The sequence below is a fragment of the Kaistella yananensis genome (assembly GCF_026107505.2).
In the GTDB taxonomy this organism is placed as follows: domain Bacteria; phylum Bacteroidota; class Bacteroidia; order Flavobacteriales; family Weeksellaceae; genus Kaistella; species Kaistella yananensis.
The window spans coordinates 157456-172798 of record NZ_JAPCHZ010000004.1 but is presented as its reverse complement, the minus strand read 5'-3'; the positions used below and the strand labels follow the sequence as shown (position 1 = coordinate 172798).

Annotated in this window: 15 protein-coding genes; 7 read left to right on the top strand and 8 right to left on the bottom strand. The window is 39.1% G+C overall.

The features are described 5' to 3' along the window. Nucleotides 1-6 precede the first annotated feature (6 nt). Nucleotides 7-1002, bottom strand: coding sequence for a YihY/virulence factor BrkB family protein (locus tag OK344_RS07805; RefSeq protein WP_265144270.1), 996 nt, complete (start codon nt 1000-1002; stop codon nt 7-9). A gap of 30 nt (nt 1003-1032) precedes the next feature. On the opposite strand from OK344_RS07805, the gene OK344_RS07800 reads away from it, so the two are divergent. The 3 genes from OK344_RS07800 to OK344_RS07790 all read left to right on the top strand — a co-directional run bounded on the left by OK344_RS07800 (nt 1033) and on the right by OK344_RS07790 (nt 2723). Further along, complete coding sequence (locus OK344_RS07800) at nt 1033-1506, top strand: 23S rRNA (pseudouridine(1915)-N(3))-methyltransferase RlmH (protein ID WP_265144269.1); 474 nt, start codon at nt 1033-1035, stop codon at nt 1504-1506. Between the two features lie 64 nt (nt 1507-1570). Then, entirely contained in the window at nt 1571-2353 is a 783-nt protein-coding gene (locus tag OK344_RS07795) for a HipA family kinase (protein ID WP_265144268.1), read from the top strand. Next, on the top strand, nt 2340-2723 hold the full coding sequence (locus OK344_RS07790) for a DUF3037 domain-containing protein (protein WP_265144267.1): 384 nt from the start codon (nt 2340-2342) through the stop codon (nt 2721-2723). Before OK344_RS07795 ends, OK344_RS07790 begins: the two co-directional genes overlap by 14 nt. A 254-nt stretch (nt 2724-2977) precedes the next feature. On the opposite strand, the gene OK344_RS07785 is transcribed toward OK344_RS07790, so the two are convergent. The 3 genes from OK344_RS07785 to OK344_RS07775 form a co-directional block, all read right to left on the bottom strand. Next, complete coding sequence (locus OK344_RS07785) at nt 2978-5305, bottom strand: ATP-dependent helicase (RefSeq protein ID WP_265144266.1); 2328 nt, start codon at nt 5303-5305, stop codon at nt 2978-2980. Nucleotides 5306-5460: 155 nt separating this feature from the next. Next, nucleotides 5461-5652 carry a cold-shock protein gene (locus OK344_RS07780; protein ID WP_265144265.1) on the bottom strand — a complete coding sequence of 64 codons (192 nt, stop codon included), beginning with the start codon at nt 5650-5652 and terminating at the stop codon, nt 5461-5463. Between the two features lie 22 nt (nt 5653-5674). Further along, complete coding sequence (locus OK344_RS07775; RefSeq protein WP_088469358.1) at nt 5675-6109, bottom strand: cold shock domain-containing protein; 435 nt, start codon at nt 6107-6109, stop codon at nt 5675-5677. A gap of 377 nt (nt 6110-6486) precedes the next feature. On the opposite strand from OK344_RS07775, the gene OK344_RS07770 reads away from it, so the two are divergent. From OK344_RS07770 to OK344_RS07760, 3 genes are all read left to right on the top strand, one after another. Then, nucleotides 6487-7800, top strand: a complete 1314-nt coding sequence (locus OK344_RS07770) for a M16 family metallopeptidase (protein ID WP_265144264.1) — start codon at nt 6487-6489, stop codon at nt 7798-7800. A 3-nt stretch (nt 7801-7803) separates the two neighbouring features. Then, complete coding sequence (locus OK344_RS07765) at nt 7804-9849, top strand: M16 family metallopeptidase (RefSeq protein ID WP_265144263.1); 2046 nt, start codon at nt 7804-7806, stop codon at nt 9847-9849. Between the two features lie 159 nt (nt 9850-10008). Further along, nucleotides 10009-10263: a hypothetical protein gene (locus OK344_RS07760; protein WP_265144262.1), complete on the top strand. Its 255-nt coding sequence runs from the start codon at nt 10009-10011 to the stop codon at nt 10261-10263. A 78-nt stretch (nt 10264-10341) separates the two neighbouring features. Here the strand turns inward: OK344_RS07760 and OK344_RS07755 are convergent, their stop codons facing one another. Next, nucleotides 10342-10707: a response regulator gene (locus OK344_RS07755; RefSeq protein WP_265144261.1), complete on the bottom strand. Its 366-nt coding sequence runs from the start codon at nt 10705-10707 to the stop codon at nt 10342-10344. A 4-nt stretch (nt 10708-10711) separates the two neighbouring features. Next, nucleotides 10712-12565, bottom strand: coding sequence for a PAS domain-containing sensor histidine kinase (locus OK344_RS07750; RefSeq protein ID WP_265144260.1), 1854 nt, complete (start codon nt 12563-12565; stop codon nt 10712-10714). A gap of 197 nt (nt 12566-12762) precedes the next feature. On the opposite strand from OK344_RS07750, the gene secG reads away from it, so the two are divergent. Then, nucleotides 12763-13110 carry a preprotein translocase subunit SecG gene (gene secG / locus OK344_RS07745; protein WP_088469364.1) on the top strand — a complete coding sequence of 116 codons (348 nt, stop codon included), beginning with the start codon at nt 12763-12765 and terminating at the stop codon, nt 13108-13110. Between the two features lie 64 nt (nt 13111-13174). Here secG and OK344_RS07740 read toward each other — a convergent pair whose 3' ends face one another. Both OK344_RS07740 and OK344_RS07735 read right to left on the bottom strand, forming a co-directional pair. Continuing rightward, the gene (locus OK344_RS07740; protein WP_265144259.1) at nt 13175-14209 is read right to left on the bottom strand and encodes a WaaS/CpsH family glycosyltransferase; all 1035 of its coding nucleotides are present in this window, start codon (nt 14207-14209) and stop codon (nt 13175-13177) included. Next, complete coding sequence (locus tag OK344_RS07735) at nt 14206-15342, bottom strand: SDR family NAD(P)-dependent oxidoreductase (RefSeq protein ID WP_265144258.1); 1137 nt, start codon at nt 15340-15342, stop codon at nt 14206-14208. Before OK344_RS07735 ends, OK344_RS07740 begins: the two co-directional genes overlap by 4 nt. Nucleotide 15343 lies beyond the last annotated feature (1 nt).

The window sequence follows — 15343 nt, the reverse complement described above, 5'->3', positions numbered from 1 at the left end:
CAGACATTAAATTTTAAGGGTATGGGTATCATCCGGTTCCTCTAAGTCCGGGAGAAGTTCTGCATCAAACTGATGGGCATTATTTTTCATCTCATCGGCAATCATTTTCTCTACGCGCACTTTTTTAATGGCGATATTCAGTTCATTGCCTAAAAGAATCAAAATAATATTGAGGTTTACCCACACCATCACTAAAATAATTGAACCAATCGATCCGTAAATAACGTTGTATCGGGCAAAATCCCGCACATAAATTGCAAAGATATATGTAAGCAGCACAAAGAGAACCGTGGTAAGAACCGCGCCGGGAATGGCCTGTTTAAAAGTAGTAATCTTAAGACATCCTACCCAGTAAAAGAGAGCAAGTAAAATAAAATAGAAAACCGGAAACGAGAAAAATCCGATAATTTTCGACATATTTTTTACAAGCCACGAAATATTGCTTTCAGGAGTAAAAAGCTTCAAAACCACCTCGCTGTAATAAACGCCGAGCAGAGACGCGATGATAAGGATAATAAAGGCGATGGTGATAAAAAAAGCCACGATGTACTCTTTCACCACGCCACGCTGCAGATTGGTATTGATATTAAATCCGTTAATTAAAGAGTGTGTGCCATTTACCGCAAAAATCATCGCAAAAAGAATAGTGAGATTGCTGATGTTTTTCATGTTCGGAATGATGAAAGTCTGGATATAATTCGAAACATCCTGCTGAATATGCGCAGGGAAAACATTATGCATCAGCACCTCGAAAATGTAAAACTGCAGTTTGTCGTAATGCGGAAGATAAGGAAGCAAAGACAGTAAGAAAAGGATAAAAGGGAACAGACTAAGGAAAAAACTCCACGAAATACTGGCCGCACTTCGCCCGATTTGCATTTTAAAAACACCCTGCCCGTAAATTTCAAACATTTTCCAGAGCGAAATTCCCAACACCGGGATATGAATATTATCCAGATACCGATGGATTTTGAGAAGGAATTTAGGAGTTTTAATACCCATTAATCTATATTTGCAGAACAAAGATAAGAAATGAGAATCAATTTGCTTTGCATTGGTAAAACCGACGATAAAGAAATCGCCAGTCTGGTAAAGTACTACCAAAACCGGCTTCCGCGACACTGGAATTTTGAAATTACCGAAATTGCCGATGTAAAAAATGCAAAGAATCTTTCACCCGAACTTCTGAAAAAAGAAGAAGCCAAACTTTTTCTCAGCCACACCGAAAACAGCGATTTGGTGATTCTTCTCGATGAAAACGGAAAGCAGTTCACCAGCCGAGAATTTGCCGGAAAAATCGACAACTGGATGAATTTGTCGGTTAAAAAAGTATCCTTTTTTATTGGCGGAGCGTATGGATTTGCCGATGAAATTTACCAGCGTGCGAACGAAAAAATGTCGCTATCGAAAATGACATTCACGCACCAGATGATCCGGCTATTTTTTGTAGAACAGATTTACCGCGCCGACCAGATTCTTCAGGGAAAACCTTATCATAACGACTGATGCATCAGATTCAATTCCCTTGGAATATCCATCAGCACATCAACCTTTTTCGTATTTTTGTTTTATGACTCAGGATTTAAGTTTACGCACGGTTACCGTAATGCGTTACATTTTGCCTTTAAGAGAAGGCGGCTCGCTTCCCGCTTTGGCGGAAGCCGATGACGATTTTAAATATGTGCTGAAATTCCGTGGCGGCGGTCACGGTGTAAAGATGCTAATTTCTGAGCTTTTGGGCGGAAAAATCGCAGAAGTTTTGGACCTTAAAATTCCAGAACTTGTTTTTGCAAACCTGGATGTAGATTTCGGCAGAACCGAAGGCGACGAAGAAATTCAGGATTTATTGAAATTTTCAGAAGGTTTGAATCTTGCGCTGCATTTTATTTCTGGAGCGATTGCGTATGATGGTTCCGTAAAAGTCGATCCTTTGCTGGCTTCAAAAATTGTGTGGCTCGATGCCTACATTACCAATATCGACCGTACCTTCAAAAACACCAATCTGCTGATGTGGCACAAGGAACTTTGGGTGATCGATAACGGTGCGTCGTTCTATTTCCATCATTCGTGGATGAATTTTGAAAAACATGCGTTGAGTCCTTTTGCGTATATAAAAGACCACGTCCTGCTTCGCCAGGCTTCGATGCTTGATGAAGCCGATACTTTTGCCAAAACAGTTTTAAATGAAACTATTCTGCGCCAGATTGTAGAACTTATTCCTTTGGATTGGCTGCATTGGAACGATACAGATGATTCACCCGAAGAAATTAAAGAAGTGTATTTTAATTTCCTGAAAACGCGACTCGAGAATTCCCATAACTTTGTAAATGAAGCGAAAAATGCAAGAGGTTAAAATTTACGAATACGCGGTGATAAGGCTGGTTCCCAAAGTTGAAAGAGAAGAATTTTTCAATATTGGACTTGTTTTGTTTTCTAAAAGGGAAAAGTACATTCGTGTTGAATTTCATCTGTGTCCGAAAAAATTTGAACTAATGCAGTGTGAAATGGATTACAATGACATTCTTCAGAATCTGGAAAATTTCAAACATGTAGCCAGAGGTGAAAAAGAAGGCGGAGAAATTGCAGCTTTTGATATTCCTGAACGTTTCCGGTGGCTTACAGCAGTACGGAGTTCGGTAATCCAGACTTCACGGCCGCATCCAGGAAAAACAATGGATTTGGATGCAACTTTTGAACGGTTGTTTGAGGAATTGGTTAAATAAAGAGAAATTTTCAGATAGCAGTTATGAAAAAATAGCGTTCCTACGGAACGCTTTATTTCTTTAAAACATTTGTTCTACACATATCGCGGTCCTACGGACTGCGCTATTATTTGCCTATTTCTGCAAGATATATTACACAACTATAAAAAACCGACTTGCTTTCTATCTATTCCTAACCTTCAATTAATCGAACTATTCTGTCGGGGATTCAGCTGATGCACTATCAAAAGCTTCCAGCTCCCGTCTTCCCTCTCCTAAATCTTCGTCAGCTTGGCAAATTTCAGGATCAGGTTTTTCTCCCCTTCATGCTGGAATTTAACTTTAGCTTTAATGTTTTGGGGATCGGTTCCGTCTAAAAACAAAACTTCGCCTACCCCAAATCTGTCGTGACGTACTTTGTCGCCGACTTCAATATTTTCCGACGAGGTACCGCTGGGATTGGTGATTCTCGCGGTCGCCACAGGTTTCAGATTCTGAGGTGGTGGCAACGGTTCGTTTCGCTGAATACTTTTCTTTTCTTCTTTCTTTTTGAAAAATTTGGGAACGGCAGGTTCATCATCAAAAATATTCGATTTGAGACCGGAATGGTTCACAAAACGACTCTCCATCGCTGGATTGATGAATTCCAGATGCTCAGCATCCATCTCGCTTAAAAAACGCGAAGGTTCGGCATCTGTGATTTTCCCCCACTGAAATCTGGAAACTGCATAAGAGAAAAACGCCTGTTTTTCGGCCCTCGTAAGCGCTACATAAAACAACCTTCGTTCTTCTTCGAGTTCTTCACGGGTGGAAGAACTCATGAAACTCGGGAAAAGATTTTCTTCCAGACCAACCAAATGAACCACCGGAAATTCAAGACCTTTTGAGAGGTGAATCGTCATGAGTGAAACCTGGTCGCCATCATCTTTTTTATCGTTCTGCGTATCAGCAGAAAGTGCAATATTTTCTAAAAAACTTGAAAGCGAGGGGTCGCCGTCTTCCAGCTGCTGCTGTTCTTCGATGAATCCCTGCATGGAGTTCATTAATTCCTGAACGTTTTCTACCCGTGAAATTCCTTCGGGAGTCTGGTCGTCTTTCAGGAACTTAATGAGGCCGGTACGTTTTGCTACTTCCATGGCAACGGTGTAGGCATTTTCGGTTTTCAGCATCACCTGGAAAGCTTTGATCATCGCCCAGAAATCTGCAAGTTTAGTAAGGATTCCGTTATTTAAACCCAACTGCGGAGCATAGATACCCAGATTATCTAAAACGCTGCTGATGGACACATTTTGGGAATCTGCAAAAACAATGAGTTTATTTTGGGTAGTTTCGCCAATTCCACGTGCCGGAAAATTGATGATTCTCGTCAGCGCTTCGCTATCGTTTTCGTTGATGAGCAGACGGAGATAAGCCACCAAATCCTTCACTTCTTTTCTTTGGTAAAAAGACAGGCCGCCAAAAACTTTGTACGGAATATTCTTTCGGCGCAGCGCATCTTCAAACGCTCTGGTTTGCGAGTTTGTACGGTAAAGAATTGCAAAATCGATAAATTTCCTTTGCTGGGAATTATGAAGTTCCCAAATATTTGATGCTACAAAATTGGCCTCATCAGCATCTGAAAGCGACCGGTAAACCTTGATCTTGTCTCCTTCTTCGTTATCGCTGAATACATTTTTCTTGAACTGCTGCACGTTTTTGGAAATCACCACATTGGCAGCATTTACGATATTTTGGGTCGAGCGGTAATTCTGTTCCAAAGAAACGGTTACGGCATCCGGATAATCTTTTTTGAAGTTCAGGATGTTGTAGATATTCGCACCCCGGAAAGAGTAAATCGACTGCGCATCATCACCAACAACACAAATGTTTTCGAATTTTGAAGCCAGTGCTTTCACAATTAAATACTGCGAATGGTTGGTATCCTGATACTCATCAACTAAAATATATCTGAAACGGTCCTGGTATTTCGCCAGCACATCGGGAAATCTTGTGAGCAGTTCATTGGTCCGCAGAAGCAGGTCATCAAAATCCATCGCCCCGTTTTTGAAACACGCTTCAACATACTTCTGGTAAATCATACCCATGTGCTTCATGTTTGCGCGCTCATCATTTTCAATAAGTTCGGGATTGTTGAAATATGCTTTTACGGTGATGAGATTGTTTTTGTAGTTTGAAATTCTTGCCAGAACTTTCTTCGGTTTATAAAGGTCTGCGTCGATGTTGAGTTCTTTCAGTACTTTTTTCAGCACGTTCAGAGAATCCTGGGTATCGTAAATGGTAAAATTTGACGGGAAACCCAAAAGATGTGCTTCGCTCCGCAGAATTCTTGCAAAAACAGAGTGAAATGTCCCCATCCATAGTGAACGGGCTTCGCTCTGCCCTACTACTTTTGCAATTCTTTCCTTCATTTCTTTCGCAGCCTTGTTGGTAAAGGTGAGCGCAAGGATATTGAAGGGATCTACCAGATTGGTAATTAAATGGGCAATCCGCATGGTAAGCACACGGGTTTTGCCGGAACCTGCGCCTGCAAGTACCATGAGTGGACCTTCTAACGTAGTTACGGCTTCATATTGTGCTTCATTCAATCCTTTCAAATAATCCATCTGGGCAATAAGTTTTGGGGAACAAATTTAAAGAAATATATACGGAACTCAAAAGGTGGTTTTGCTTTCTGCATAAGTAAAGTTCAGTTCCGTCATTAAACAAAAATAAAGCCCCGTTTTCGGAGCTTTACATCAATTTTTATAAATGTGAACGCTTACGCTAATTTTACATTTACAGCGTTAAGTCCTTTGTTTCCTTGCTGAACTTCGTAAACCACCAAATCGTTTTCGCGGATTTCAGATGTTAATCCGGAAACATGAACGAAGATGTCTTCGCTACCGTTTGATGGAGTGATAAATCCGAAACCTTTTGTTTCGTTGAAAAATTTTACTGTGCCTTCTTGCATTGTATTGTTGTTAATTATGTTATTATTTTACGAGCTGAATGTTTACAGCTGAAAAACCTTTAGGTGATCTTTCTTTTTCAAAAGAAACCTTGTTGCCTTTCTTCACCGCGTGTGCACAGTTGTTCTCGTGGAAGAAAATATTTTCCTGTGTACCATTTTCAGCGATAAATCCGTAGCCTTTATCACTTAAAAAAGTCACAATTCCTGTTTTTAAAGTTTCTTCAGCCTCAATTGGCGCTGCGCCAAGCTGAATATCGTTAAGATCAATACCTTCGCGGTTTTGTTCTCCTGGAGGCGTTTCTGTCAACTGCCCGTTTGCATCAACGTAAAGGAACATCTCGTCTAAAGCTTTCCCTTTGTTGTTGTTGTTTTTGCGCTCTTCACGCTTTAAAGATTTCTCTTTTTGTTTTTGAAGTTTTTTCTTGAAATTTTCTTTTTTTGAGAAAGAATCTGCCATATATAATAATCGTATTTAAGTTTATGATAACCATTTCGGCTCACTTTAGCCTCTAAATTTAACCTGATAATGAAATCTGAAAGCGCGTTCCCACAACACAAGAAATCAAAAATTCGGGTAATAAAGTATAAAAGCAGCTGCGAAATAGCGAAAACTGATAAGAAAAAATGTAGATTCTAAACGGTATTAGATAAAGCAAGGCAGTTGCCTCTTATAAATTATACTACAAAGATACAATAATTAATCGGAGCAGACAAAAATGCTTACTATTGTAGAAATCTGCAATTCTAAATATTCAACAGAAATATAATTATTAAGTGAAAGAATGTAACAAATACTAATTTCATAAGACTTATAACCTAAATTTTAAAGATAATATGAAAAAACGACTCCTTTCTGCTGCTGCCGTTTCGTTCCTTGGAATGATCATCAACGCACAGCAAATTAAATTCGAGGAATATGATCTTCCTAACGGTCTGCACGTAATTCTTCATCAGGACAACACCGCTCCTGTAGTGACAACAGGTGTAATGTATCACGTAGGTGCCAAGGATGAAGCGGTGGGAAGAACCGGTATGGCGCACTTTTTTGAGCATTTGCTTTTTGAAGGCACCAAAAACATCAAACGCGGCGACTGGTTCAAAATTGTTTCGTCTAACGGCGGAACCAACAATGCCAATACCACCAACGACAGAACTTATTATTATGAAACTTTCCCATCGAATAACGAACAGCTTGGTTTGTGGATGGAAAGCGAAAGAATGAAAAGCGGCACTGTAAACCAAATTGGTGTAGACACCCAAAGAGAAGTTGTAAAGGAAGAAAAGCGTTTGAGAATGGATAACCAACCTTACGGAAACCTTTTCACCGCAGTACAGAACAATCTTTTCACCAAACATCCATATCATTGGTCAACCATTGGTTCGATGGAGGATCTGAATGCTGCTACCCTATCAGAATTTCAGGATTTTTATAAAAAGTTCTATGTTCCGAACAATGCGACTTTAGTTGTAGCCGGCGACATTAAACCTGAGCAGACAAAAAAATGGATTCTTGAGTATTACGGCGACATCCCAAAAGGAACTGTGTACCCGAAAAATTTCCCTAAAGACGACCCAATTACTAAGGAAAAAGAAGTAACGGTTACCGATAAAAACATCCAGCTTCCGGCTTATGCTTTTGCGTACAGAACACCTTCAAACAAAGAAAAAGATGCTTATATTCTCGATATGCTTTCGTCTTATTTAAGCAGCGGAAAATCATCGGTGCTTTATAAAAAATTAGTGGATCAGGAGAAAAAAGCGCTTCAGGTTCAGGCTTTCAACCAAGGTCTTGAAGATGCGGGAATTTTTGCGTTTTTCGCTATTCCAATGGGTTCTACCACGAAAAGTACGCTTCAAAGCGACATCGATGCGGAAATTAAAAAGCTTCAGACTACCCTGATTTCTGAAGAAGATTACCAAAAACTGCTGAACCAGTTCGAAAATCAGTTTGTAAACTCAAACTCTTCAATTCAGGGAATCGCAAGTTCTTTGGCGACCAACCACGTATTGATGGGCGACACCAATCTCATCAATAAAGAACTGGACATTTACCGTTCTGTATCAAGACAAGATATTATGAATGCCGCAAAAAAATACCTTAACCCAAACCAAAGAATCATCATCAATTACTTACCTGAAAAAAAATAATCCATGAAATACAACTTTAAATATATCGCGGCCGCATTTTTAATTTCAGGAATGCTGTCTGCACAAAAAATCAATAAGGACGAAATGCCTAAACCAGGCCCTACTCCTACAATCAACATAACGAAACCGAAAACTTTCACCCTGAAAAACGGACTTACCGTAATGGTGGTTGAAAACAATAAATTACCAAGGGTAAACATGAGCCTTTCTATAGACAGGCCGCCGGTTTACGAAGGTAAAATTGTTGGGGTAAGCCAAATTATGGCAGATCAGCTCGGCAGCGGTACATCATCAATGAGTAAAGAAGATTTCAACAAGAAAATTGATTTTCTTGGGGCAAATTTAAATTTCTCTGCAGCCGGTGCAAATGCCAACACGCTATCGAAGTATTTCCCTCAGGTTTTAGGTTTGATGGCGGATGCGATTGTAAACCCTAAATTTTCTGAAACAGAAGTAAAAAACTCAAAAGACAGAATGATCGAAGGTTTGAAAGCCGACGAGAAAAACGCAAGTTCAATTGCGAACCGTGTTTCCACCGCGCTTACGTACGGAAAAAACACTTCCAGAGGTGAGTTTGAAACAGAGGAAAGCATCAAAAACATTCAGCTGGTTGATGTGCAGAATATGTACAATAAGTATTACACACCCAACAATGCATATTTGGTTGTAGTTGGTGATGTGAAATACAACGACGCCAAAAAAATGATTGAAAAGGCCTTTTCAGGCTGGAAAAAATCGAGCACAACTTTCAGTCCGTTAGAACCGGCTTCTAATGTTGCTGCAACAGAGATTAATGTTGTCGATGTTCCAACCGCGGTTCAGTCGGTGGTGTCGGTCGGAAACATCAATAATCTGAAGATGAGCGATCCTAACTATTTCTCGTCAATGATCGCCAATTACATTTTAGGCGGCGGCGGTGAAGCGAGACTTTTTATGAATCTTCGGGAGAAAAACGGATTTACGTATGGCGCTTATTCATCAATGACTGCAAGTAAATATTCGCCAAGTTTTTCTGCAAACTCAAGCGTAAGAAATGAAGTTACCGATAAAGCGGTAAAAGAATTCATGAACGAGCTGAATGCAATTTCTAAAGTAACTCCGGAAGAACTTGCCAATGCAAAAGCAAAACTGAAAGGAGACTTCATCCGTTCTTTGGAAAGACCGGAAACCATCGCAAGATTTGCACTCAGTGAAAAAGTACAGAATTTGCCTGCAGATTTCTATACAAACTATCTGAAATCAATCGATAAAGTAACTGCAGCAGATGTTTCAGCAGCAGTGAAAGCCACAATTTTGCCAAACCAAAGCCGCATTTTCGTAGCAGGTAAAGCTGCAGATATTTCTGAAGGTCTTGAAAAATTGGGTTATCCGGTTAAATATTATGATAATGAAGCCAATCCAACCGCAAAACCTTCCTCGCAGAAGATGGATGCAAGCGTGACGTTATCTACGGTTGCAGAAAAATATATTGCTGCCATCGGTGGTTCAGCAGCGGTTGAGAAAATAAATTCCATTACCACTGATGCTTCGGCAAAAGTACAGGGAATGGATCTCGACATGAACATGATTCAGGCAAAAGGCGCTAAAATGAAAATGGAAATCAAAATGATGGGCAACACCTTCCAGAAAATTGTTTTCGATGGTAAAGATGGTTTCATGGAGATGCAGGGACAGAAGACACCCATGCCGGAAGAAGCTAAGAAGGAACTTGCCGCTTCTACAGAGCTTTTCCCGGAGCTTGGTTTTGCTAAATCTGCAGATTACAAGCTTACAGGAATTGAAAAATTCGAGAATGAAGATGCTTACGTTGTAAAAAAAGATAAAAATACGTATTACTACAGCGTGAAAACAGGTCTGAAACTTGGCGAAACCAAAATGCAGAAAGGCCCTCAGGGAGAAATGGCAGTGCCTACTGTTTTCGGTGATTACAAAGTAGTTTCAGGTGTAAAACTTCCGTACAAAATGTCGCAGAATATGGGCGGAATGCCGGTAGATTTCACCGTGAAGTCTTACCAGATTAACCAGTCCAAAGATTCGGACTTCAAATAACTTTAATTTAATTATTTATAAAAACGGCAGCGGGAGTTGCCGTTTTTTGTATTAAAAATCATCATCTTTTACGGAAATCAGAACGTTATCAACAACAGTTATTACAAAAGGCACAATAATTGTAAATATTTTTACATCAATCAAAAAAAATAAAAAGCCATGTCAGAAAATATACTTTCTTTAGAAGATCTGAAATTTTTGGAAAAACTTCATTCTCATTACGGCCTAGAATTTATCAGATTTGATGATGCCGGAATTAAAATCAACAATCAGGATCTTCTTACTGATGATCTTTCGAACACCGATCATTTCAACCTTTTAAACGAAATTTCGAAAAAACTGAAGTACAGATTAAATTCTAATTTCCAGATGAATTTTACAAGTTCTTTTAATTTCGATGTAGTTCGCGTTTAAACTTTCACTTTCATATAACACACAAAAAAGACAAACTTCAGGGTTTGTCTTTTACATTTATAGCTTTAAATAAAAAATTTATTCAGTCAACTGATGAAGTTTATCCACCACTTCATCTATCTCGAATGGTTTTGCGATAAAAGCGTTGGCACCAGACTGTATTGCGGTATGCTCTAACCCTCGGCTGGCCGACATCATGACCACGGGAATATACTTCGTGATTTCATTTTCTTTTAACTTTTTGCAGATATCTCTTCCGTCTTCCCCGGAAAGCCACATATCCAGAAGAATGATATCGGGCTTCGAAATTGATTCTACATAACTGAAAATCTCGGAACCGCGTTCGAAAGCGTTGACTTCGAAGCCTTCGAAATCGAGCATAATTCCTAAAGAATCCAGAATCGATACATCATCATCAACAATTATTACTTTTTTTGAATTCATTTTCTTAATTAATTTTACGGTCTACAAGAGGAAGCGAGAAACAGAATGTGGATCCTTTTCCTAAAGTACTTTCCACCCAAATTTTTCCGTTCGAGCGCTCCACAATTTGCGCTGCAATGTAAAGCCCTAATCCAAGTCCGGGGAAAGTATTCTGTTCATCCCCACTTACGCGGTAATACTGTTCAAAAACTTTTGCTTTTTTATCTTCCGGCATCCCGATCCCAAAATCCTCCACAGTAAAAATGGCAAAATTGCCCTCATTTTTTATATCTACAAGAATTTCTACGGCATCAGGAGAATATTTGATTGCGTTTGAAATTAAATTGGTGATTACCTGGCTTATACGTTCCCTGTCAGCAAAAACTGTTCCTACATTTTCAGTTTTAAGTTTTATTTTATGGAGGGTCGACATCTGCAGTTCTTCAACAGTCTCCAGCACGAGTTTCTCAAAATCGAAATCGCTCTCATTAAGGTGTATTTTTCCTGAGTTAATTTTGGTAACATCCAGCAAATCGCCGATTAAAGAAGTAAGCTTCACCACCTGAAGATCCATTTTTTTGGCAAATTCAGCGTTTTTTTCGTCCCCTGTTTTCTTCAGCATTCTTTCTAAAACCTGCGCATAGAGTTTCAGTGAAGTTAAAGGAGTTTTCAGTTCATGGCTTGCAATACCTAGGAAAGTATCTTTCTGAGTAACCAGATTCTTGAATTCGTTGATATCGGTACTTGTTCCGATCCATTTTAAAACTTCGCCGTTTTTTAGTACCGGTAACGCACGGGTTAAAAACCAACGGTATTCCTGTTTTCCAGCATCGAAAATACGGTATTCAATTTCGAAGCCTTTTTTGTTTACACAGCTCTCGTCCCATACTTTAGATAATTTAAAAGCATCTTCGGGATGAATAATCTTCATAAAACTGAAATCTTGATCTCGTTTTTCTTCCGGAGTGAGCAAATTTAGCATCTGCTCATTACAATACTCCACCTTACCTTCTGCATCTGTTTTCCAAACCATTTGTGGCATTGCTTCGGCAAGATTTCGGTATTCGTCTTCTTTTGCCTGGCTAAGGTTTTTGGCATTCACTAATTCGGTAACATCTACCGCCACATTCATGATCGCATAAATTTTCCCCTGTACGTCGTAGAGCGGTTTGTAAGAAAAGTTATAATAAAAAGTCTGCAGCACGCCGTCGACAACAAGATCTACTTTATCTTCTTTTGCGGTATATGGAATGCCTGTTGCGAATATATTTTTTAAAATATCAATAAATGGCTGGCCTTTCAGTTCCGGCAACGCTTCTTCAAGTCTTTTGCCAATTACAGACCGGTCTTTACCCCAGGTTTTTATCATCTGGTCATTGGCAAAATCGATGATTAGGTCTTCACCAAGATAAATAGCAGTTGAATAATCTGAAATCTCCATGAGTTCCTTGAAGCGAATTTCGCTTTCCTGAAGCTTTTTTTCAGAAAGCACTTTATCGGTAACATCGGTGGCTACAACGCTCACTCCTGTTATTTTACCTTCAAAAAAAACCGGTGAATATATAAAGTCAAAGTAACTGTCGGTAAGCACCCCGTCTTTCATTAGCATTGCCAAAACGCTGTTGCCTTTATAGGCAATACCTGTGTCATAAACATTCTTTAATATCCGTGGAAACTCCTGATCACGGATTTCCGGAATTGCCTCAAGAATCGGAAGCCCGATTACGCTTGTATCTTTTCCCCATAAATCTAAAATCTGTTTATTGGCAATTTCAACCACCTGGTCCTCGCCCATCAACATTGCCAAAGCAACAGGAGCTTGACTTAAAAGCGTGGTTAAAGAGTCTAAACTCACATTATTAAGGAGAAAATTTTTCATTGCTGCAATTTAAAAAAAAATATAGTTCATGGATAAAATTCTTTAAACTAAATACTTATTTTTTATTTCTGCCGAAACGTCTTTTCCCTCAGAAAATCTCAAAAAAAACTGAATCAAGACGGGTAAGAACTGAATAAATTTATATTTTTTATTTGAAAATATTAACTATATTTGCACTTCTTAAACTTAAAAATAAAATGAGCACAATATTTACCTTATTCATGATCCTGATCATGATTTTAAGTATTTTACTAATCATCATCATTATGGCCCAAAATCCGAAGGGAGGTGGTCTTTCAGGAACTTTCGGGGGTACATCTTCCGCACAGTTCGGTGTTCAGAGAACAAATGATTTTATGGAGAGAGCGACATGGATTCTTGGTGGTGCTATTGTGTTCTTAATTCTGTTAAGCGTAATTTTAACAGCGAAGCCTACCCCTTCAATGCAACAGGTTCCTGCGAGAACTGAAGCTCCGGCTCCGCAAACCGCTCCCGGTACAAACAGTACAACTACATTGCCTGTTCCGGCTCCGGCAGGAAAATAACATCAGCATAACAATATAAAAATCGGTTAAGAAATTTCTTAACCGATTTTTTTGTGGAAAATATTTAAGAATTAAAGTCCTTCTCCGCAATTCCCCAAAACTCATCCTGGTGCTGAACAAAAAGGCAGTGAATCCATGAATCCAGGGATATCTTCTCGATAACCTCATTATCTATTTTTTTGAATTCAGTATTGAAAAACTGTTTTTCGACATTCAAATCATTCCGATTAAGGATAAGAATGTTTTCTTCGTTATAAAAAGGATAGTTCTTGATATTGCAATTGGTTGTAATTAATTTTTTACCTGCTGCCAAAGCCTCGAAAGTCCTCATGGTAAGCCCATTTTGAAATGGCTTGTTAATATCAAGTACCGCAAAAGCTTGATCATAAATTCCGCTAATTTCAGTATGTGACAGTTTTTTGAAACTGAGCTTTTCCATATCGAAATTCATCATATTTTTATCGAAAATCTTTTTAAGCATGAAAGCAACTCTGCCGGGAGCATAGTAATAAAAAAAAGTTTTCAGCTTTAAATTTGTACATCGTTCCCTTATTTTTTCGCCTATTAAATAGCGGTCTGTATGGGCACTGCCGATAAAAACGAGATCAAATTTGGGTTTTGGATTTTGGTTTTGCTTTTTGTATTCATTTAAAAAAAAGAGCGGCCGGAAATGCAGATTATACTTTTTTGCATCTACAGGTTCGAAGGTAAAATTATGATCAAAAAAAGGAAAAAGCTTCAGAAATTTGGGATATTCTGTCACTGCATCGTAAGAATAAAAAATCTTTTTTGTCTCGGGATTTGTGTCTGCGAATTTCTTCAAAAAAAACAGGGGTACAGATTCACCTTTAATCAAAAGAAAATAATCGTATTTCGTTCCTTTAATCTGTTGCCAAAGTTTTTCATAATACCGGTTTACTTTCTTTTGGAACAATCTGCTTTTCACCCTGATCATCCCTTTGGTGAAGACAGAATCTGAGGGTCTTTCGTTATGGAAATCTACCTCGGCTCCCAGTTCACGCAACCGGTTGCAGATTGCAGCTTCGTAACCGAAAAAGTTGGCGGAGAGCAATAATATTTTCTTCTGGCTAAAATTCATGATTTCAGAAATCCTTTTTGCTTCATTTCAATAAGGGAATTTTGAAAATTATTTTCATGAACCGGCTGTTTTAACACCCAATCTGTAAAATCAGAAATTCCCTGCTCGAAACTCACTGTCGGTTCAAAATTCAGGATTCTTTTCATCTTCGAGAGATCCGCGAAGTTGTGTCGTATATCTCCAATTCTGAAATCCCCCGAGACATTGATTTTCTCTTGTTTCCCATACATTTTCGCCAGCATTTTCGCTACAGAAAGTACCGACGTTGGATTTCCGGTTCCCACATTTATAATTTCGTTGTTGGCGAGATCATTTTTTAAACTTCTGAAAGTGGCTTCTACCGTGTCTTCAATGTTGATAAAATCACGGCTTGGCAGACCATCTTCGAAAACATTTGTCTCTTTCCCACTCAAGATCTGTGTTGAAAATATAGATAAAATTCCGGTATAAGGATTAAGTAAAGACTGCCCCACGCCATAAACATTCTGATACCGAAGAATCACAAAGGGAAGCGCAACTGAAGAGCAAACCAGCTTTACCATTTCTTCCTGCTGGAGTTTGGTTAATCCGTAATAAGAAGTTGGGTGTAGTGTTGATGATTCATCGGTAGCAACAGGCGTCAACGACCGACCTTTATCATCTGTCATCTCATAAAATCCCTGCTCCATTAAAGTTAAAGTTCGGTTTTCGGGATACACCGTTTCGTTATCAGCATTCCGATATTTCCCTTCACCATAAACGGCACGTGAAGATGCAAGGACAAATTTCTTTACATTGTGGGTCTTATTCACCAGGACATCAAGCAGCAAAGCAGTACCGGAAACATTCACATGATTGTATTTTTCGATCTCATACATGGATTGGCCCGTGCCGGTTTCAGCCGCAAAGTGAATTACCGCATCAGCTTTCTCAAGAGCTTTTTCCAAATCATGTCTGTTGGTGATGTCGCCTTTAATGAAATTTACTTTACCAAGAATACTTCTGTACAGCGGCGAATCGATCTCAGGATTTTCGCCATGAATCTGGGGTGAAAGGTTATCGAGAACCGTCACAAAATAACCTTCTTTTAACAACCTCAACGCCAGCTGGCTTCCGATAAAACCAGCACCGCCGGTAATCAATATCTTTTTCAAC